We start from the raw sequence: 19,195 nt of genomic DNA, 5'->3' as shown, positions 1-19,195 counted from the left end.
ACCTTTATCTGAAAATGAAAAGAAGAAAATGAATATATTGTAATTATACACTGAAGCAGAGGCAAAACATTATATATAATTTATTGAAAATTCAGTAAAGTTGGCATATAATGAGTGTAACAAAGACTAGGAGGGGATAAACGATGTTATCTTTATTCGAATATGTAAAAGTCAACATAAGAAAGCTCTCTGTAAGGCAAATCATCATTTTTACCTTAGTTGAGACTATATTTCTTATTACAGCTGGATTAATTATATCTATTGTCAACACTGACATGAGAGCTTACATTCCCGATTATATTTTCGTTATAATTACAGCAGAGTTATTTGAAATGATTTCAGCTGTAAAAAAAGCTATTACTGACAAAAATGGCACCATTCATGAAATATTATTCTGGATCAAGTTCACAATGTTTGCCTTAATATCTTATATATATCTGATGATAATTCTACAGATACCATTTGCAGGTTTTGATGCTTCCATTTTCAGCAATCTTAAACTCACTTCCTTAATTGCCATGATTCTTATGACAGGGCTTGATTCTGCCCTGGATTACTTATACGAGGAAGATGTGGAATAAATTCATTAAAACTATTGAAATATTTCCGAAATGATGATAAAGTGTGAATATAAGGATCTATATATAAATAATATTTCGACTTAATACGAACTATCACTTGTATAAAAAATTTTATTGTTCATAAAAAGGAGAAGTTATGAAGATATCGATAATTCTAGGATCGGTAAATGATTATTCTAAAATTAAAGAAGCATGTGATTTTTTTAAAAAAACTGATGTTGAATTTGAGCTGAGAGCACTTTCAGCGCACAGGACTGGTGAAGAACTTGAGGATTATATCAGAGTAAATGATGAAAGCATAAGCTTATATATAGCTGCTGCCGGCAAGGCGGCTCACTTACCTGGAGTTATAGCTTCAAAGACAATCAAGCCTGTCATTGGAATTCCTCTCAAGTCTTCAGCTCTTGAGGGAATGGATGCCCTGCTTTCAATCGTACAGATGCCGCCTGGTGTTCCTGTTGCTACAGTTGCAATAGATGGAGCAAAAAATGCGGCAATCCTTGCATGCCAGATACTGGCTGTATCTGACAAGACTATCGAAAATAAGATGTATCTGTATAAAAAAGAGATGGCAGAGCAGGTTCTTGAGGCAGAAAAAAAACTTCTAAGGGAAATTGAAATGGCATAATATAAACTGGATTGATTCTATAAAGGAGAACAATATGAAAAATATGTTATATGAAGGAAAAGCAAAGCAGGTATATTTAACAGAAAATGCTGACGAATACCTTATTCATTATAAGGATGATGCAACTGCTTTCAATGGAGAGAAAAAAGATGTAATAATGGGAAAAGGTGAGCTGAACCTCGCAATATCGACAGTTATATTTGAAATGCTTGAAAAAGAGGGAATCAAGACTCATTATATAAATACTGTAAACGAAAGAGACATGATCGTAAAAAAAGTAACCATACTTCCACTTGAAGTAATAATTAGAAACATAAGCGCAGGATCAATTTGTAAGAGGCTTGCGCTTGAAGAAGGTATTGAGTTCAAGCACCCAATCTTTGAAATTTGTTACAAAAATGATGAACTTGGTGATCCTCTGATAAATGATGATCACGCAGTTGCGCTTGGCCTTATTGAACGTGATGAGCTTGAGAAAATCAAACTCGTGACACTTGAAATAAACAAGCTGCTTATCAAATTTTTCAAGAAGGTCGGATTAAGGCTTGTTGATTTTAAAATAGAATTTGGAAAAACAGATGACGGAGAAATTATACTTGCAGATGAAATATCTCCTGATACATGCAGACTGTGGGACTCTGAGACTAATGTTAAGATGGATAAGGACAGATTCAGAAGAGATCTTGGAAACCTCATTGAAGGATATGAAGAAGTTCTTAAAAGGATAAGAGGTTAATATGTGTGGTATCGTTGGCATATACAAGAATTCTAACGTAAACAAGCAGCTGTTTTATGGACTTAACTGCCTTCAGCACAGAGGGCAGGAAAGCTGCGGAATCTCTGTGTCAGATGGAGAAAAAATCATCAGAAGAAATGGAATGGGACTTGTTATAGATGTTTTCAAGCCAAATATACTTGATGAGTTAAACGGAAATATAGGAATAGGGCACGTAAGGTATTCAACAGCCGGAGGGTCATATGATTATAATACTCAGCCACTTCTTGGATATACAAAAGGTGAACAGATATCACTTGCTCACAATGGAAATCTCATAAACTATCAGATACTCAAGTCAAGGCTTGAAGAAGACGGAATGATGTTTCAGACAACAATAGATTCTGAAGTAATACTGTACCTGATAACAAGATACTATAAGGGTGACATTGTAGAAGCAATCAAAGATACTATGAAAAGAATCGAGGGAGCATATTCTATTGTAGTTATGCTTAAAGACAAGCTTATCGCAGTGAGAGATCCACACGGGATAAGACCGCTCGTTATGGGGAATATCGAAAATGGAACGATATTCGCATCTGAAAACGCTGCTATTGAGATACTTGGCGGCACATTTACAAGAGATGTTGCCCCTGGTGAGATTGTAGTAGTAGACAGTGAGGGTGAGCATTCATACATGTTTGAGCATCAGTCAAAAAAGAGTCACTGCATATTTGAACACATATATTTTGCCAGAAATGATGCTACACTTGATGATATCAACTCATACATGTTTAGAAGACGCTCAGGAAAAATCATGTGGAGAGAATCGCCGTGTGATGTTGACCTGGTAGTTCCTGTGCCGGATTCAGGATATCCTTCTGCCATAGGATATTCGCAGGAATCAGGGATTCCTCTGGCTGAGGGGCTTGTAAAAAACAGATATATGGGAAGGACCTTCATAAAGCCAACTCAAGAAGAAAGAGAAATTGCTGTGAAGCTGAAACTGAATCCTTTGTCACATGTAGTTAAGGATAAGCGTATAGTTCTTATTGATGATTCAATAGTGAGAGGAACAACCTCAAGAAATCTGATACAGAATCTTCGTAATGCCGGAGCAAAAGAAATTCACATGAGAATAACTGCTCCTCCTGTAAAATACTCATGCTATTATGGAATAGATACACCAAGCCGTAAAAATCTTATCGCAGCTTCTATGAGTATAGAAGAGATAAAAGAGCTTATTGGAGCGGACAGTCTGGCTTTCATTTCCATAGAAGGTATGACTGAGGCTGCAAGAATAGGTGGCGACAAGCTATGTAAAGCGTGCTTTGATGGATTGTATCCGGTAGATCCGTGTCTGGTTTAAGTCTTGCAGATTGATAATTATATTGCGTTGGAGGTAAATATGAAAATAAGCTATCAGGATTCTGGAGTCAATATAAGTGAAGGTAACAGGGCCGTAGATTTAATGAAAAATAAGGTCAAGGAAACATATATAAATGGTGTTATAGGAGAGATAGGGCTTTTTGCCGGCGGCTTTTCTCTTAAGGAGTTTATGCACATGGAAGAACCCGCACTGCTTGCGTCAACTGATGGTGTGGGAACAAAGCTGCTTGTAGCACAAAAAATGGGAATTCACGATACAGTCGGAATAGATCTTGTTGCCATGTGTGTAAATGACCTGATATGTCAGGGAGCACGCCCTTTATTTTTTCTTGATTATATAGCTACCGGGAAAGTTGACGCTGTTAAAATAGCTGAGATAGTCGGTGGAATAGCAGATGGATGCAAAAAATCAGGCTGTGCACTTATAGGTGGAGAAACCGCTGAAATGCCTGGCCTGTATGATGAAGATGAGTATGATCTTGGTGGTTTTTCCGTAGGGATAGTTGACAGAAAGAAGATAATTGATGGATCAGAAATATGTCCAGGAGATGTAATCATTGGAATAGGTTCGTCAGGACTTCATTCAAATGGATATTCACTTGCCAGAAAAATATTTTTCGACCATTTGAAGCTTGAACCTGAAGAAAAACTGGATAATATGAGTAACAGCATTGGAAATCTGCTGATTACTCCAACAAAGCTTTATGTATCGACTATTCTGGAGCTAATAGAAAACTTCAGCCTAAAAGGGATTGCAAATATAACAGGAGGGGGTCTGATCGAAAATGTGCCTCGCATACTTCCAGAAAACTGCAAAGCTGAGGTCATAACTGCAAAATGGACTATGCCTGAAATATTCAATAAAATCGTAGAGCTGAATCTCGTAGAGCAGGAAGAATTGTACAGAAGCTTCAACATGGGAATAGGAATGGTTGTAGTTGTCTCACATGAATGTGCTGAAAATGTGTGTGAATATATTAATAAAAATACGGATGACAATGCATTCATAATCGGAAGTGTAACTGCGGGTAACAGATCATGCGAAATAATTCATTAAGGATAGCTGTACTTGTTTCTGGGAGTGGCAGCAATCTTCAGGCGCTAATTGAATCTCAGAACAATAAATTTTTTTCGTCTAGAATTGAAATTGTAATTTCAGATAATTCCGCTTCCTACGCTCTTGAAAGAGCACAGGAAGCGGGTATTGAGACCAGAGTAATAAACAATGACAATGATCTGCTGGATATTCTGATAGATAGAAAAATAGATCTGCTGGTTCTTGCAGGATATCTGAAAATAATCAGCACCGAGGTCATAAAAAAATATCAGAATATGATTATTAATATCCATCCTTCACTTCTTCCAAAATACGGAGGAAAGGGGATGTATGGGATGCATGTTCACAGAGAGGTTTATAAATCCGGGGAAACAGAAAGTGGAGCCACTGTTCACAAGGTAACAGATGTCGTTGATGGCGGAGACATAATCATTCAGGAAAAAATAGACATAACAGATTGCGCATCAGCAGAAGATATACAAAAAAAAGTACTTACTGTTGAGCACGGAATTTTGAAAAAAGCTATAAAAATCATGGAGAATAATTACAACGGGAATGTTAATCTATAATTGAAACAAGAGGTGTGAATATGAAAAGAGCACTCATAAGTGTGACTGATAAGACTGGGGTTGTTAAATTTGCAAAAGAATTATCAGAAATGGGATATGAAATAATATCAACTGGTGGTACTTTGAAAGAAATAGCAAACAGCGGAGTATGTGTGACTCCTGTTGATAGCGTGACTGATTTTCCAGAAATACTGGATGGAAGAGTTAAAACCCTGCATCCTCTGATTCATGGCGGTATTCTCTATAAAAGAGATAACCCTGAACATATAGAAACAATATCCAGACATGGTATACATCCGATAGACATTGTTGTAGTTAATCTTTATGATTTTGAAGGTTCTCTTAAATTGAACAGATCTCATGAAGCCATGATAGAAAATATAGATATTGGCGGACCGTCCATGATAAGATCTGCTGCAAAAAACTATAGAGATGTACTTGTCGTAGTAAGGCCTGCTGATTATGATAATGTCGCAGAACTGCTAAAGAAAGACAAGATAACTCTTGAATTTCGTGAGGAGCTTGCAATGAAGGCATTTACAGCAACAGCATATTACGATTCAATGATATCGAGATATTTCATGTCAAAAACAGGAAAAGAATCAGACAGCGTAACTTTTGGATTCAAGAAGGTTGACGAGCTCAGATATGGAGAAAACCCTCATCAGGGAGCAAAGCTGTATAATGATAATTTTGTAAATTCGTTTTTCAGCAATTATATTCAGTTAAATGGTAAGGAACTTTCCTTCAACAACCTTAATGATCTCAATACTGCTGTCGAGCTGTGCGCAGAATTCAGTGCTGATGATGATGAGTTTGCAGCAGTTGCTCTCAAGCATGCGACTCCTTGTGGCGTAGCTGTCGGTAAAACGCCTGCTGAAGCATTCAGGAAAGCTTTTGAGGCAGACCGGCTGTCTATTTTTGGAGGAATAGTGGCAATGAATGGAATAGTAGATGCCGAAGCGGCCAGTATCATGAAAGAGATATTTCTTGAAGTGGTGGCTGCACCCGGATTTACTGAAGAAGCACTTGAAATACTCAGAATAAAGAAAAATCTTAGAATACTTGTTATAGACTTTAAAGCTTCTAAATCAGAATTTGACATGAAATATGTCAGCGGAAAATTACTTATTCAGGATTCTGATCAGGCGCCGGATGAGAAATTCGAATGTGTTACTGAGAAAAATGTGACCCCACATGAAAAAGAAGATCTCCTGTTTGCTATGAAGGTGTGTAAATATGTCAAATCCAATGCTATTGTCATTGCGAAAGACAAATCTACAGTTGCCATAGGAGGAGGACAGACGTCCAGGATCTGGGCTCTTGATGCAGCTATAAACAATTATTCAGACAAAGATCTGAACGGATGCGTGCTTGCTTCAGATGCATTCTTTCCATTTTCAGACTGTGTGGAGCGCGCCGCTGAAGTTGGCATAACTTCAATCATACAGCCTGGTGGTTCGATACAGGATCAGCTATCTATTGATGAATGTAATAAGAGAAACATTTCAATGATATTTACAGGAACAAGACACTTTAAACATTAATTTCTGATATCAGCCTATGAATTGTGAAATTTAATTATTACATTTTCATAGGCTTTTATATTAAATACATGACTGGAGGGTTTATGAAAATACTTGTAGTTGGCGGTGGAGCCAGGGAACATGCTATAGGGGAAGCAATATTGAAAAACAAAAAAGTCAGTGAGATTTTTTTTGCTCCCGGGAATGCAGGTACTTGCAGAATTGGGACAAATATAAATATTAAAGCAGAAGATATAGATTCACTTCTTGATTTCGCATACAAGAATTCAATTGATTTTACAGTTGTAGGGCCTGAAGACCCTCTTTGCCTTGGAATCGTAGATACTTTTGAAGCCCATGGACTCAGGATATTCGGACCAACTAAGGCGGCTGCAATGCTTGAAGGCAGCAAACATTTTGCAAAGGAATTCATGGTTAAAAATAACATCCCTACTGCAGAGTATCACAAGTCTGAAACCTATGAGGACTGCATGTCATATGCGTCAAGACTAATTAAAGAATCTGGTAAAGCAGTACTGAAAGCCGATACACTTTGCCAGGGTAAAGGGGTATTTATCGCTGAGAGCCTTATTGATGCTGAAGACTTCTGCAAAAAGGTATTGATAGAAAAAATATTTGGCGAATGTTCCATGGTTGTCGAAGAATATCTTGACGGATTTGAGATGTCACTACTGTGTTTTGTAGATAACAATACCATAAAGCCACTTCCGACCGTCAAAGATCACAAAAAAATACATGATGGAGAAAGAGGGCTTAATACAGGCGGAATGGGAACCTATTCACCAAACAGCCAGGCTGACATATACCTTTCTGAAATAGAATCAACCGTACTGACTCCATTTCTTGATGGCATAAAAAAAGATGCGCTTGATTTCAGGGGTATAATATTCATAGGATTCATGATTGGTACAAAGGGAATTAAAGTTCTTGAATTCAACACAAGATTTGGAGATCCTGAAACGCAGACTGTATTGCAGAGACTTGAAACAGATTTGCTTGACATAATGCTTCACACATCAGATTCCAACTTAAATGGAATTGATATCAGATTCAATGATAAAAAAGTCATAACGCTTGTGATTTCATCAGGTGGTTATCCTGAAAAATATGAGACTGGCTGTGAAATAACTGGACTGGAAAATGTGTCTTCAAAAGTATTTCATGCAGGAACTGCAATAAAAGATGGTAAACCTGTTACAAGCGGAGGCAGAGTAATAAGTCTAACATCATGTAAAGACACATTTGAAGAAGCATTCAATCTAGTTTACAGTGACGCTAAGGCTGTTGATTTTAAAAACAAGTATTATAGAAGGGATATTTCTCCATTGGTAAAAAGAATATATGTAGAAAAAAAAGAAAAATTCAATGAAGAAGGAAAACACCTTCTTCAGGAATTAAAAGATGGTGCCGGTATTGAGCTTAACAAAGTAAGGTGTCTTGTAAGATATGACATAGAGAATCTTACAGATGATGAGCTAATAAAAATCTCGGATAGCATACTGAGTGAAAAACCAGTAGATGATATTTATATGTTCGAAGATGCGCTCTATCTTCAGAAGAATCTTCTGAATCCACTAGTAATACAATACCATAATGGACAGTTCGATCAGAGAGAGCAGGGATTGCTTGAAACTATTGCTGTTTCAATTGAAAAAAATGAAGTTATGGCGAAATGTGCCAGAGTATATGATTTTGTTTCAGATTCCAAGCTGGAAAGCGATAAAATGAAAAAAATCGAATCTATAATGATAAACCCTGTAGATCAGAAAAAAGGAAGTCTCTTTGAAATACCGACAACTTTGAAAGATGAATTTGCAGTAAGCCATGAAAATGAAATACATTGCGGATTTACAGAACTTAGCAACGAAGAATTATACTCATTCATAAAAAATCAAAGCCTGGCGATGAATATAGATGATATAAAGTTCGTGCAGGATTATTTCAGGAAAGAAAATCGGGATCCGAGCACTACGGAAATATCCATCCTTGACACCTACTGGTCAGATCACTGCAGGCACACAACATTCAACACGATCTTAAATAATATAGAATTTGCAGAACCATTATCAGATCTTGATGCTTCTATCAGAGCATCTTTTGATGAATATATTAAGAACAGGTCTGATCTTGGGATATCAAAGCCGTTGACTCTAATGGACATGGCTACTGTTGTTTCAAAACAGATGCGGAAAAAAGGCATGCTTGAAGACCTTGAGGTATCTGAAGAAATAAATGCATGTTCAGTGAAAATCAAAGTAAGAGTAGAAGACAGGATTACCAGAGAAGAAAGGCTTGAAGATTATCTCCTGATGTTTAAGAACGAGACTCACAACCATCCTACAGAGATTGAGCCATTTGGTGGAGCCTCAACATGCATAGGCGGCGCAATAAGAGATCCTCTCTCGGGAAGATCATATGTATACCAGGCTATGAGGGTTACGGGCAGCGCCGATCCAAGAGAGAAGATAGAAGACACAATCGAAGGCAAGCTTCCTCAGAGGAAAATAACCATAGATGCAGCAAGAGGATACAGCTCTTATGGAAATCAAATAGGAATAGCTACAGGACATGTCGATGAGATATATCACGAGGGCTACAAGGCAAAGAGAATGGAAGTTGGAGCGGTAATAGGTGCAGCACCTGCTGAAAATGTAAAAAGAGAATCTCCTGTAGAGGGAGACTTGATAATACTTCTAGGCGGACGAACAGGAAGAGATGGCGTAGGAGGAGCTACTGGTTCCTCAAAAGAACATACAGAAAAATCAATTGAAATTTCATCAGCTGAAGTTCAAAAGGGAAATGCCCCTATGGAAAGAAAGCTGCAAAGATTATTCAGGAACGAAGGTGCCGCAAAGCTCATAAAAAAATGTAACGACTTCGGTGCAGGGGGAGTAAGTGTAGCCATCGGTGAATTAGCAGATTCATTAGAGATATATCTGGCCAGAGTTCCACTTAAATATAAAGGCCTTACACCAAGAGAGATTGCGATATCCGAATCACAGGAAAGAATGGCTGTAGTGATAGACAAGGATGACCTCGAAAAATTCGCAGAGCTTTGCTACAGCGAAAATCTGGAAATGACTCATGTAGCTACTGTAACTGATACAGGGAGACTAATCATGAAATATAATGATGAAATAATCGTAGACATAGACAGAGACTTCCTGAATTCATCTGGTGCAGACAGAAACCAGGATGTCAGAGTGGAAAACTGCAAAAAGATAGAATTTTTTAACAGTGCAGTAATATGTGAAGATGAATCGGGGTTAAACAAGTTACTTGAAGAGAAGCTTTCTGACCTTAACTCAGCCAGCAAAAAAAATCTTATTGAAAGATTTGATTCATCAATAGGAAGAGGGAGCGTACTTCTTCCTCTGGGAGGGAAAAATCAGATAACTCCAGCTCAATCAATGGTAGCTCTTATTCCTTCGCTTAATGGAGCTACAAAAACTGCCAGCATAATGTCGTATGGATTCAATCCTTATCTTTCTGAAGAAAGTCCTTATCTTGGCGCATACTATGCAGTAATAGAGTCCATTGCAAAAATAGCTGCAGCTGGAGGAAATGCACTATCCAGCAGGCTTTCTTTCCAGGAATATTTTGAAAAGCTGGGAAATGTTCCGGAAAAATGGGCAAAACCCTTTACTGCTCTGCTTGGAGCATACAATATTACCAGTCAGCTCAATATTCCTCCTATAGGAGGCAAAGATTCAATGTCTGGAACCTTCAAAGATCTCAATGTTCCGCCTACTCTAATATCATTCGCAGTAGCATCAGATGATGTTGAAAGTATAATAACTCCTGAGCTCAAGGGAGGAATGATGCTTGGATTAATTGAAACAGAGATGCTTTCAGATTACACTCTGGACACAGAACATTTCGTAAGTAATCTGGACAATTTAAGAAAAGAAATATCAAGTGGAAATATATGTTCCTGTTATGCAGTAAATCATAAAGGCATGCTTCCTATGATACTTGAGATGTCTTTTGGAAATGATGTTTCATTTGAAATTACTGTTGAAAATCTGTCGGAGCTTTTTCAGCCTAAATACGGAAGTTTCATAGTCGAATATAAAAAAGACAGCAAATTTATAAAACCTCTTGGATTTACATTAGAGTGCGCAGTTTCTGCCAAAGCTTCTGTAAATGGAATAAAGCTTGACATTGAAAAAATAAAAAAATCATATCTCGGACAGCTCGACAAAGTTTTTTCCGGGGAGATATATGAATCAGAAAGTAGTTCGGCACATTTCGCGTCTAAATCTGCACCGACAGAAATTAAGAACGAGATTAATATTAAATCTATCAAAACTGTGGAGAGACCTAAAGTCGTAATTCCTGTATTCCCGGGAACAAATTGTGAGTGGGACACGGCAAAAGCATTTGAAGATGAAGGTGCGGACGCAGAAATAATAGTATTCAACAACCTAAGCATAGATGATATCGAAAAATCTATAGAAAAATTGAGAAGCTCAATTGAAAAATCGCAGATTCTAGTTTTCCCAGGAGGCTTCAGCATGGGAGATGAACCAGATGGTTCAGGAAAATTTATAGCAAACGTCATAAGAAATCCAAAAATAACATCGGCCATAGAGAAGATGTTAAATGAAAATGACGGACTAATACTTGGAATATGCAACGGCTTCCAGGCACTTATAAAGACCGGACTGCTTCCTTATGGTGAAGTAAGGCAGATTGAAGCCACAAGTCCTACTCTGACATATAACAACAATGCAAGACATATTGCAAGAATAGTGCAAACAAGAGCTGTAAACACAACTTCTCCGTGGACAAGAGAGCTTTCAGATTCGGCAATTTACAAGATACCTGTTTCTCACGGTGAAGGGAGATTTATATGCAGTGAGGAATCTTTTGCAGAACTTAATGCAAACGGACAGATTGCGTTCTTATATGAAGATAACCCTAATGGATCTGCATACAATATTGAGGGTATATTGAGTCCATGCGGCAGAATACTTGGGAAAATGGCTCACAGTGAACGAATTGCAGACAATCTTTACAAAAATATGCCAGACCTGATCCCTCAGCCGATAATAAAATCTGGCGTAAACTATTTTAAAAAATAATGAATACCGTCTGATTTTATGTTAAAATGTAATATCTGGAGCAAAATTTATATTTGCTCCAGAATCAAATAACCATAACAGGAGAACAACCATGTCAAACTATTATTCAAAATATCAGAGTCCTTTGAACGAAAGATATGCCAGCAGGGAAATGAGCTATATTTTTTCAGATCAGAACAAATTTGAGACATTCAGAAGTCTCTGGATAGCTCTTGCTGAGGCTGAAAAGGAGCTTGGTCTTGACATATCTGATGAACAGATAGAAGAGCTTAAAAAATACAGATCGGATATTGATTTCGAAGCTGCAAAGAGAATTGAAAAGGAAACAAGGCATGATGTAATGGCACATGTCAAAGCATATGGGCTTCAGGCAGATAAGGCAAAGGGGATAATACATCTTGGAGCCACCAGTGCCTATGTAGGAGACAATACAGACATCATTGTCATGAGAAGCGCACTTGAGATAATTGAAAAAAAGCTCGCAATACTAATAAACAATCTCAAAGAGTTTGCTCTTGAATATAAAGACATGCCAGCTCTTGGATTTACGCATTTTCAGGCGGCACAGCTGGTTACAGTAGGAAAAAGAGCCACGCTCTGGATTCAGGACTTAATCCTTGACCTTGATGATGTCATATATAGAAAAGACAATCTCAGATTGAGAGGTGCAAAAGGAACAACAGGAACGCAGGCTTCATTTATGGCACTTTTTGATAATGATGATGAAAAAGTAAAAATGATAGATGATCTCATATGTAATAAAATGGGATTTGAAAAGAGTTTTGCCGTAACAGGACAGACATATACCCGTAAAGTGGATTATCAGGTATTGTCATCACTTTCTCAGATAGCTCAGTCACTTCACAAAATGACAAACGACATAAGGCTTCTTCAGAGCCTTAAAGAGATAGAAGAGCCGTTTGAAAAAACACAGATAGGATCATCTGCCATGGCTTATAAAAGAAATCCAATGAGATCTGAGAGAATATCTTCACTTGCAAAATATATAATTAACCTTGCACAGAATCCTGCATTTGTACATTCAACTCAGTGGCTCGAAAGAACTCTGGATGATTCAGCCAACAAAAGACTGGCAACTCCAGAGGCATTCCTTGCAGCAGATGCGATACTCGATATAGCGATAAACGTCACCAATGGGTTGGTAGTATATGAGAATATAATAAAGCGAAGAGTCAATGAAGAACTTCCTTTCATGGCAACTGAGAATATACTTATGGAAGCGGTGAAGAAAGGCGGCGACAGGCAGGAACTTCACGAAAAAATAAGGCTTTATTCAATGGAAGCCGGCAAGAATGTAAAAGTTAATGGTCTTGATAACAATCTTCTTGAGCTTCTTGCACAGGACGAAGAATTCAAGCTTTCTCAGCAGGAAATAAATGCACTCCTGGATCCAATGCTTTATACTGGCAGATCTGCCAGTCAGGTGGTTGAATTCATAGAAAATGAAGTCAATCCAAGACTTGAAAAATATGAGAATCTCAAATCAGATGTTGAACTTCATGTTTAATTAAAAAAATACATAAGAGAATGCAAAGAATAATTGTTTTGCAACTCTTATGTATTTTTTATTTTTTTTTATATATTCTTTAATATCTCATCTCAATATGTTATTATTATATTGTGCGTAAAAAAATTTTAATAAAGGAGCATTTTATGAGGATAGATAAATTTTTAAAAGTCTCAAGGATAATAAAAAGACGAACTGTAGCCAAAGATGCATCAGACGCAGGCGTTGTAGTTATAAATGGAAAAGAAGCTAAACCTTCCACGAATGTAAAAGAAGGGGACATCCTGGAAATAACTTTTGGAGAAAAAAAACTTAAGATAAAAGTTCTGAATATAAAAGACAGTACAAAAAAAGAAGATGCTGGAGAAATGTACGAAGTTATTGAATAGAATCAAGGAGATTTGAATGTTCAAAAATAATCCCAGATATTATTTTTTTATTTTCCTGATCATTATCTTTTTAATGTATCCTCTTGCATATATCGGAAATCAGATAATCACACTTGCTCAATATAAGGAAGAAATATCCGGACTTGAATCTGAATTAAATGATATAATATCTGTTAACAGCGATATTAAAAACGAAATAGATGAAGCAAAAAGCAATGAATTCATAGAGAAGATGGCCAGGGAAAAATTGAAAATGGTAAAAAAAGATGAAATAGTATATATTATGGTGAATTAGTTATTGCGAGGTAATATATGAAAATTGCAAGTATAGATATTGGAACAAATTCTATGAGACTTCTCATAGCAGATTACAACAAAACTATTTCAAATAGAAAAAAGATTGTAAATACTACAAGAATGGGCCAGGGAATAAATGAAAGTGGCATCATTAGCAATGACGCTATCAAAAGAAACCTGGACTCTTTCATAAGCTTTGTGAATACAGCAAAAAATGATAAAGCTGAACAGATATATGCCATTGGAACATCTGCTCTCAGAGATTCAAAAAATAAAGAACAATTTATTGAACTTGCAAAGTTAAATACAGGAATAGAAATTGAAATAATCAACGGGAATACTGAAGCTGAACTCGGATTTTATGGAGTAGCACTTGGGATCGACGAGACCGAGAGGCTTTTGATAATCGATATAGGCGGGGGATCAACAGAGTTCGTAGTTGGATCTAAAAATGAGGGCGTAATATATAAAGAAAGCATAGATATAGGAGCGGTAAGGCTTACCGAACAGTTCAATGCGTCTGAAAAAAATTCCAATCTGGAAGAAATGACAAACTTCATATATAGCAAGATAAACCATCTTCAAAAAGCTGCTAAGACATATAATATAAAGAAAGTCGTAGGAATTGGTGGAACAATAACAACCGCATCTTCTATAAATCAGCATATGAAGATTTATGATACAGATAAAATTCATAACAGCCTGCTTAGAGTAGAAAACATAGAATATATACTGCGAAGCCTAAACTCGATATCTCTTGATGAAAGAAAAAAAGTTATTGGACTGGAGCCATCAAGAGCAGATATTATAGTATCAGGGCTCAATATACTCTTATGCATTCTGAAATGCATGGATATACCGACTATTACAGTCAGCGAATTTGATAATCTGGAAGGATTGATATTTTACAAATTATCATTAAAAAGAACATAAGGAGAATAATGACAGATTACGATATTATTGTTATAGGTTCCGGACCTGCCGGAATGATGGCTTCAATTGAAGCTTCAAAAGAGACAAACAATAAAAAACTCAAGATTGCGCTTATAGAAAGAAATGCTTCTGCAGGCAAAAAACTGCTTATAACTGGCGGAGGACGCTGTAATATAACGAGCAACAAAGACATTTCGGACTTTTACCAGCATATAGTTAGAAATCCGAAATTCCTCTATTCTTCTTTCTCTTCTTTCGATAACAGAGACTTGACGTTTTTTTTTGAAAAAGGGAATATAGTGCTTAAGACTGAAGGTAATAAGATATATCCAGAGAAAGATGATGCGGGAGAACTGCTGAAATATCTATTAAAAGAAATAAAGAAAAATGAAATCGATCTAATACTGAATTCATATGTTTCCGATATTGAAATTCTGAAAAAAGACAATTCTGAAACATATGCTTTGACTGTAGACAGAGACAATTCCAAATCCCGACTTACAGCAAAACATCTTATACTGGCAACAGGCGGTGCGAGCTACAAGGCAACTGGATCAGACGGATCCATGCTCTCTATAGTTGAAAGAATGGGAATCAAAATCGTTCCTGTGATTCCAACTCTTGTCAGACTGACATCTAATCAGCCGGCGATTACTGAGTCTCAGGGAATATCGCTTAATGATGTGAAGTTTTCTATTTATCTGAAAAATAAAAAAATAGCTGAGCTCAGTGACAGCATCGTGTTTACTCATAATGGAATCAGCGGTCCAGGAGCTATAAATTCAAGCAGCTTTATCACAGACAAGCCACTTTCAGAGATAAAGGTGACAATTGATTTTCTTCCAGCCATTAGTTTTGATAATTTTATTGAAATCATCAAATCGCCTGACAAGCAGAAACTTACTACTAGGATATCCAGATACCTTCCAAAGGAACTGGTAAAAAATATCCTCATGTATGATGTCATTAGCAGAAAATCATTTGAAAAGTACAGAAATCATGATTCGTTTCCTGAACATGAGGTTATGAATATGAAAAAAAACCAGATAAATGATATAGCCGAATCCTTTAAGAACTTTGAACTGAAGCTAACTGGATATGGCGGACTTAACGAGGCGATTGTTACCAGGGGCGGGATAGATATTAAAGAAATAAACCCCAGAACACTTAACCTCAAGAAACATCCAGGGATCTTTGTTGCCGGAGAGATGATTGATGTTGATGCATTTACCGGAGGCTATAACCTACAGATAGCTTTTTCTACTGGATGTCTTTCGGGGAAATCCGCAAGAGATTCTTTGTTTATCAGGGAGATATAAGAAATGCTTCAAAACCTTAGCTTTGCTACTGCAAGTAATGAAATTGCAAACGGATTTTTGCTTGACGCACTTATTTTTTATATTATAGCTATAAATATATACGGTTTTGCAATTATATTGATCGACAAAAGACTCGCTATTCACAAAAAGCGAAGAATAAGTGAAAAAACGCTTTTTATAGCTGCAATATCAGGCGGAGCAGCTGGAGTCTGGCTGTCAATGTTCATGAACAGACATAAAACACAAAAACCAAAATTCAGGTATGGAATACCAGTAATCCTGGTACTTAACTTGCTTGTCTATTATTATATCACTTAATAATTATCAGTCATATAAATTAAACTATAATTATAAAAATAACGATTATTGACAAATCTGTTAAATAACCATAAAATTAATTTTCAGGGAAAAATCAAAGGAGGTATTAAATGGAAAAAAATATCATCGAGCTTATCGATATCAATAAAATATTTGAAGATGACGGGAAGCAGGTACTTAGCAGCATAAATCTCTCTATAAAAGAAAAGGAATTCGTGACCTTTCTTGGTCCGTCTGGGTGCGGAAAAACTACAACTTTGAGGATTATAGGAGGTTTTACAAGTCATACATCTGGAAAAGTCCTATTTGACGGAAATGAAATAACAAATGTACCTCCATATAAAAGACAAATTAATACAGTTTTTCAAAAATATGCTTTATTTCCTCATCTTAACATATATGAAAATATTGCATTTGGATTAAGAATCAAAAAGCTTGATGAGAGCACTATAGATAAAAAAGTAAAAAAGATGCTTAAGCTTGTAAACCTTGAAGGTTTTGAAAACCGCGAAGTTCAATCGCTTTCAGGCGGACAGCAGCAAAGAATAGCTATTGCTAGAGCTCTTGTTAACGAGCCAAAGGTGCTTCTGCTTGATGAACCTCTTGGAGCTCTGGATCTGAAATTGAGAAAAGACATGCAATATGAGTTAAAAACGATGCAGCAGGAACTCGGAATTACGTTTATATATGTAACTCATGATCAAGAAGAAGCTCTTACCATGTCTGATCGGATAGTTGTAATGAAAGACGGATATATACAGCAGATTGGGACACCGGAAGACATATACAATGAGCCTGTAAACAAGTTTGTAGCTGATTTCATAGGTGAAAGCAACATACTTGACGGGATTATGCTTAATGATTATAAGTGCAGTGTAAATGATATCGAATATGAATGTGTTGACAAAGGATTTGCTTTAAATGAAAAAGTCGATATTGTAATCAGACCGGAAGACCTAATAATCACAGATGAATCCGTATCTCAGATAAAAGGGCTTGTAACAGATGTTGTATTCAAAGGCGTTCATTATGAAATAATTGTAGTCGATGATTACGATGGAAAGGAATGGATGATCCATTCCATATACAATGCAGATGTAGACAGCAAGGTAGGATTGAAGTTTGATCCCGAGGCCATCCACATAATGAGAAAGGAAGTAGAATAATTGAACAATAAGCGATTATTGACATCTCCATATGTAATATGGACTATTATTTTCACTGTTGTGCCTCTGCTTATTATTATATTCTATTCGTTTGCACAGCGTGACGCATTTGGCGATGTCGTTTATAAATTCACTTTAAGTAATTACAAGGATTTCTTTGAACCTATTTATTTGAATGTATTCTGGAGATCTCTCAAGCTTTCATTGATCAGTACTGTAATATGTCTGTTCCTTGGCTACCCTATGGCGTTCATTATGAGCAGATCAAAAGGACTTAAGCAGAATCTCATGGTAATGCTGTTCATACTTCCTTTATGGACAAATTTTCTGCTTAGGACATATGCATGGATGGGTCTTCTCAGAGATCAGGGAATAATAAATGAGTTATTAATCAAGCTCGGCCTGATAAGCGAACCGATAACAATGCTTTATACAAATTCAGCAGTTGTGCTTGGAATGGTATACAACTTTCTTCCATTCATGGTTCTTCCTATATTCTCAGTTCTTTCCAAGATGGACAAGAGCCTGATTGAAGCAGCTAGAGATTTAGGGGCTAATGAAATGAACGTATTCATGAAGATAATATTTCCCTTGAGTTTTCCAGGGGTAGCAACTGGAATTGTAATGGTTTTCATGCCTGCTGTTTCTACGTTTGTAATATCTGATCTTCTTGGAGGCGGGCAGACTATATTGTTAGGAAACCTTATTCAAAACCAGTTCATGGCTGCACGAAACTGGCAGTTTGGATCATCGGTTTCAGTTATAATGATGATTTTCCTTATTATCTCAATGGGTTATTTTGCAAAACACAGCTCCAAGGATGGAGGTGGCAAGATATGGTAAAGTTTAGAAATATACTTTCCATTATGTATAGTTTCCTTATCTATGCGTTTCTCTATATTCCAATAATTGTACTGATCGTTTTCTCCTTCAATGACTCAAAGTACAGAGGTAACTGGTCAGGATTTACACTTAATTGGTATAGAGAACTGTTTATGGATCCGGATATAATGAGGGCCCTATACACTACCTTCATTGTTGCTCTCATATCTTCTATTGTAGCAACAATAATTGGTACTGTAACTTCGATTGGAATACACAGTCTTAAACCAAGATATAAAAATATGTTTATCAACTTGAGCTATATCCCAATGATAAGCCCGGACATAGTTATTGGAATTTCACTTTTGACATTATTTGTTATTCTAAAGCTAAAACTTGGATATTTCACATTGATACTCGCACATATTACTTTTAACATACCTTATGTTATTTTTGCAGTACTTCCAAAGTTGCAGCAGCTGGATCCACACCTTGAAGAAGCTGCATTGGATCTTGGCGCTACTCCGCTTCAGGCGTTTTTCAAGGTTATACTTCCTGAAATAACTCCGGGTATATTTACTGGGGCACTTATGGCTTTTACACTCTCGCTTGATGATTTCATAGTGAGCTTCTTTACAACTGGTTCCGGTGTGGCAACCTTATCCATAAAGATATACTCTATGACAAAAAGAGGAGTTAGCCCGACTATAAATGCACTTTCAAGTATAATGTTTGTGGTTCTTCTGACTATAATGTTCATTGTTCAGATAAGACAGTACAACGAACCCAAGAAAAATCATATAACCGATGTTTCCAATTCACAAAATTAATATATTAAAGGAGGAAAAAA

The 19,195-nt window shown here is 36.6% G+C and carries 17 protein-coding genes; all 17 read left to right on the top strand.

The genetic code is table 11. From position 1 onward, the window contains the following. The first annotated feature begins 143 nt into the window (after positions 1-143). The 17 genes from AC4PGZ_RS05640 (at position 144) to AC4PGZ_RS05560 (ending at position 19,175) form a co-directional block, all read left to right on the top strand. Positions 144-581 carry a hypothetical protein gene (locus AC4PGZ_RS05640; protein WP_492160080.1) on the top strand — a complete coding sequence of 146 codons (438 nt, stop codon included), beginning with the start codon at positions 144-146 and terminating at the stop codon, positions 579-581. Between the two features lie 136 nt (positions 582-717). After that, positions 718-1,209, top strand: coding sequence for a 5-(carboxyamino)imidazole ribonucleotide mutase (gene purE, locus AC4PGZ_RS05635; protein WP_492160079.1), 492 nt, complete (start codon positions 718-720; stop codon positions 1,207-1,209). A 34-nt stretch (positions 1,210-1,243) separates the two neighbouring features. After that, a complete protein-coding gene (gene purC / locus AC4PGZ_RS05630) occupies positions 1,244-1,945 on the top strand; it encodes a phosphoribosylaminoimidazolesuccinocarboxamide synthase (protein WP_492160078.1) in 702 nt (233 codons plus the stop codon). A 1-nt stretch (position 1,946) separates the two neighbouring features. Further along, positions 1,947-3,293, top strand: coding sequence for an amidophosphoribosyltransferase (gene purF / locus AC4PGZ_RS05625; RefSeq protein ID WP_492160077.1), 1,347 nt, complete (start codon positions 1,947-1,949; stop codon positions 3,291-3,293). A gap of 39 nt (positions 3,294-3,332) precedes the next feature. Beyond that, entirely contained in the window at positions 3,333-4,370 is a 1,038-nt protein-coding gene (gene purM, locus AC4PGZ_RS05620) for a phosphoribosylformylglycinamidine cyclo-ligase (protein WP_492160076.1), read from the top strand. Further along, positions 4,352-4,939 carry a phosphoribosylglycinamide formyltransferase gene (purN, locus tag AC4PGZ_RS05615; RefSeq protein ID WP_492160075.1) on the top strand — a complete coding sequence of 196 codons (588 nt, stop codon included), beginning with the start codon at positions 4,352-4,354 and terminating at the stop codon, positions 4,937-4,939. Before purM ends, purN begins: the two co-directional genes overlap by 19 nt. Before the next feature lie 20 nt (positions 4,940-4,959). After that, on the top strand, positions 4,960-6,486 hold the full coding sequence (purH, locus tag AC4PGZ_RS05610; RefSeq protein ID WP_492160074.1) for a bifunctional phosphoribosylaminoimidazolecarboxamide formyltransferase/IMP cyclohydrolase: 1,527 nt from the start codon (positions 4,960-4,962) through the stop codon (positions 6,484-6,486). A gap of 83 nt (positions 6,487-6,569) precedes the next feature. Further along, positions 6,570-11,573 carry a phosphoribosylformylglycinamidine synthase gene (locus AC4PGZ_RS05605; protein WP_492160073.1) on the top strand — a complete coding sequence of 1,668 codons (5,004 nt, stop codon included), beginning with the start codon at positions 6,570-6,572 and terminating at the stop codon, positions 11,571-11,573. A gap of 91 nt (positions 11,574-11,664) precedes the next feature. Continuing rightward, on the top strand, positions 11,665-13,101 hold the full coding sequence (gene purB / locus AC4PGZ_RS05600; RefSeq protein WP_492160072.1) for an adenylosuccinate lyase: 1,437 nt from the start codon (positions 11,665-11,667) through the stop codon (positions 13,099-13,101). Positions 13,102-13,247: 146 nt separating this feature from the next. Further along, complete coding sequence (locus AC4PGZ_RS05595) at positions 13,248-13,490, top strand: RNA-binding S4 domain-containing protein (protein ID WP_492160071.1); 243 nt, start codon at positions 13,248-13,250, stop codon at positions 13,488-13,490. Between the two features lie 16 nt (positions 13,491-13,506). Next, positions 13,507-13,785, top strand: coding sequence for an FtsB family cell division protein (locus tag AC4PGZ_RS05590; RefSeq protein ID WP_492160070.1), 279 nt, complete (start codon positions 13,507-13,509; stop codon positions 13,783-13,785). A gap of 17 nt (positions 13,786-13,802) precedes the next feature. Continuing rightward, a complete protein-coding gene (locus AC4PGZ_RS05585; RefSeq protein ID WP_492160069.1) occupies positions 13,803-14,720 on the top strand; it encodes a Ppx/GppA phosphatase family protein in 918 nt (305 codons plus the stop codon). Between the two features lie 8 nt (positions 14,721-14,728). Then, positions 14,729-16,039 (top strand): BaiN/RdsA family NAD(P)/FAD-dependent oxidoreductase, encoded by a 1,311-nt coding sequence (locus tag AC4PGZ_RS05580; RefSeq protein WP_492160068.1) that lies wholly within the window; start codon positions 14,729-14,731, stop codon positions 16,037-16,039. A gap of 3 nt (positions 16,040-16,042) precedes the next feature. After that, entirely contained in the window at positions 16,043-16,357 is a 315-nt protein-coding gene (locus tag AC4PGZ_RS05575) for a DUF1294 domain-containing protein (RefSeq protein WP_492160067.1), read from the top strand. A gap of 110 nt (positions 16,358-16,467) precedes the next feature. Then, complete coding sequence (gene potA, locus AC4PGZ_RS05570) at positions 16,468-17,523, top strand: spermidine/putrescine ABC transporter ATP-binding protein (protein ID WP_492160066.1); 1,056 nt, start codon at positions 16,468-16,470, stop codon at positions 17,521-17,523. After that, complete coding sequence (locus AC4PGZ_RS05565) at positions 17,524-18,366, top strand: ABC transporter permease (protein ID WP_492160065.1); 843 nt, start codon at positions 17,524-17,526, stop codon at positions 18,364-18,366. Then, positions 18,360-19,175, top strand: coding sequence for an ABC transporter permease (locus tag AC4PGZ_RS05560; RefSeq protein WP_492160064.1), 816 nt, complete (start codon positions 18,360-18,362; stop codon positions 19,173-19,175). The genes AC4PGZ_RS05565 and AC4PGZ_RS05560 overlap by 7 nt, the downstream gene beginning before the upstream one ends. Positions 19,176-19,195 lie beyond the last annotated feature (20 nt).

Source organism: Proteocatella sp. QWL-06 (assembly GCF_058684135.1).
This window is presented reverse-complemented; position numbering and strand designations above follow the sequence as displayed.

Bases quoted from the DNA above. Each gene is read 5' to 3' on its own strand.
- AC4PGZ_RS05640 (WP_492160080.1), top strand. From the start codon at position 144: ATGTTATCTTTATTCGAATATGTAAAAGTCAACATAAGAAAGCTCTCT.
- purE (WP_492160079.1), top strand. From the start codon at position 718: ATGAAGATATCGATAATTCTAGGATCGGTAAATGATTATTCTAAAATT.
- purC (WP_492160078.1), top strand. From the start codon at position 1,244: ATGAAAAATATGTTATATGAAGGAAAAGCAAAGCAGGTATATTTAACA.
- purF (WP_492160077.1), top strand. From the start codon at position 1,947: ATGTGTGGTATCGTTGGCATATACAAGAATTCTAACGTAAACAAGCAG.
- purM (WP_492160076.1), top strand. From the start codon at position 3,333: ATGAAAATAAGCTATCAGGATTCTGGAGTCAATATAAGTGAAGGTAAC.
- purN (WP_492160075.1), top strand. From the start codon at position 4,352: ATGCGAAATAATTCATTAAGGATAGCTGTACTTGTTTCTGGGAGTGGC.
- purH (WP_492160074.1), top strand. From the start codon at position 4,960: ATGAAAAGAGCACTCATAAGTGTGACTGATAAGACTGGGGTTGTTAAA.
- AC4PGZ_RS05605 (WP_492160073.1), top strand. From the start codon at position 6,570: ATGAAAATACTTGTAGTTGGCGGTGGAGCCAGGGAACATGCTATAGGG.
- purB (WP_492160072.1), top strand. From the start codon at position 11,665: ATGTCAAACTATTATTCAAAATATCAGAGTCCTTTGAACGAAAGATAT.
- AC4PGZ_RS05595 (WP_492160071.1), top strand. From the start codon at position 13,248: ATGAGGATAGATAAATTTTTAAAAGTCTCAAGGATAATAAAAAGACGA.
- AC4PGZ_RS05590 (WP_492160070.1), top strand. From the start codon at position 13,507: ATGTTCAAAAATAATCCCAGATATTATTTTTTTATTTTCCTGATCATT.
- AC4PGZ_RS05585 (WP_492160069.1), top strand. From the start codon at position 13,803: ATGAAAATTGCAAGTATAGATATTGGAACAAATTCTATGAGACTTCTC.
- AC4PGZ_RS05580 (WP_492160068.1), top strand. From the start codon at position 14,729: ATGACAGATTACGATATTATTGTTATAGGTTCCGGACCTGCCGGAATG.
- AC4PGZ_RS05575 (WP_492160067.1), top strand. From the start codon at position 16,043: ATGCTTCAAAACCTTAGCTTTGCTACTGCAAGTAATGAAATTGCAAAC.
- potA (WP_492160066.1), top strand. From the start codon at position 16,468: ATGGAAAAAAATATCATCGAGCTTATCGATATCAATAAAATATTTGAA.
- AC4PGZ_RS05560 (WP_492160064.1), top strand. From the start codon at position 18,360: ATGGTAAAGTTTAGAAATATACTTTCCATTATGTATAGTTTCCTTATC.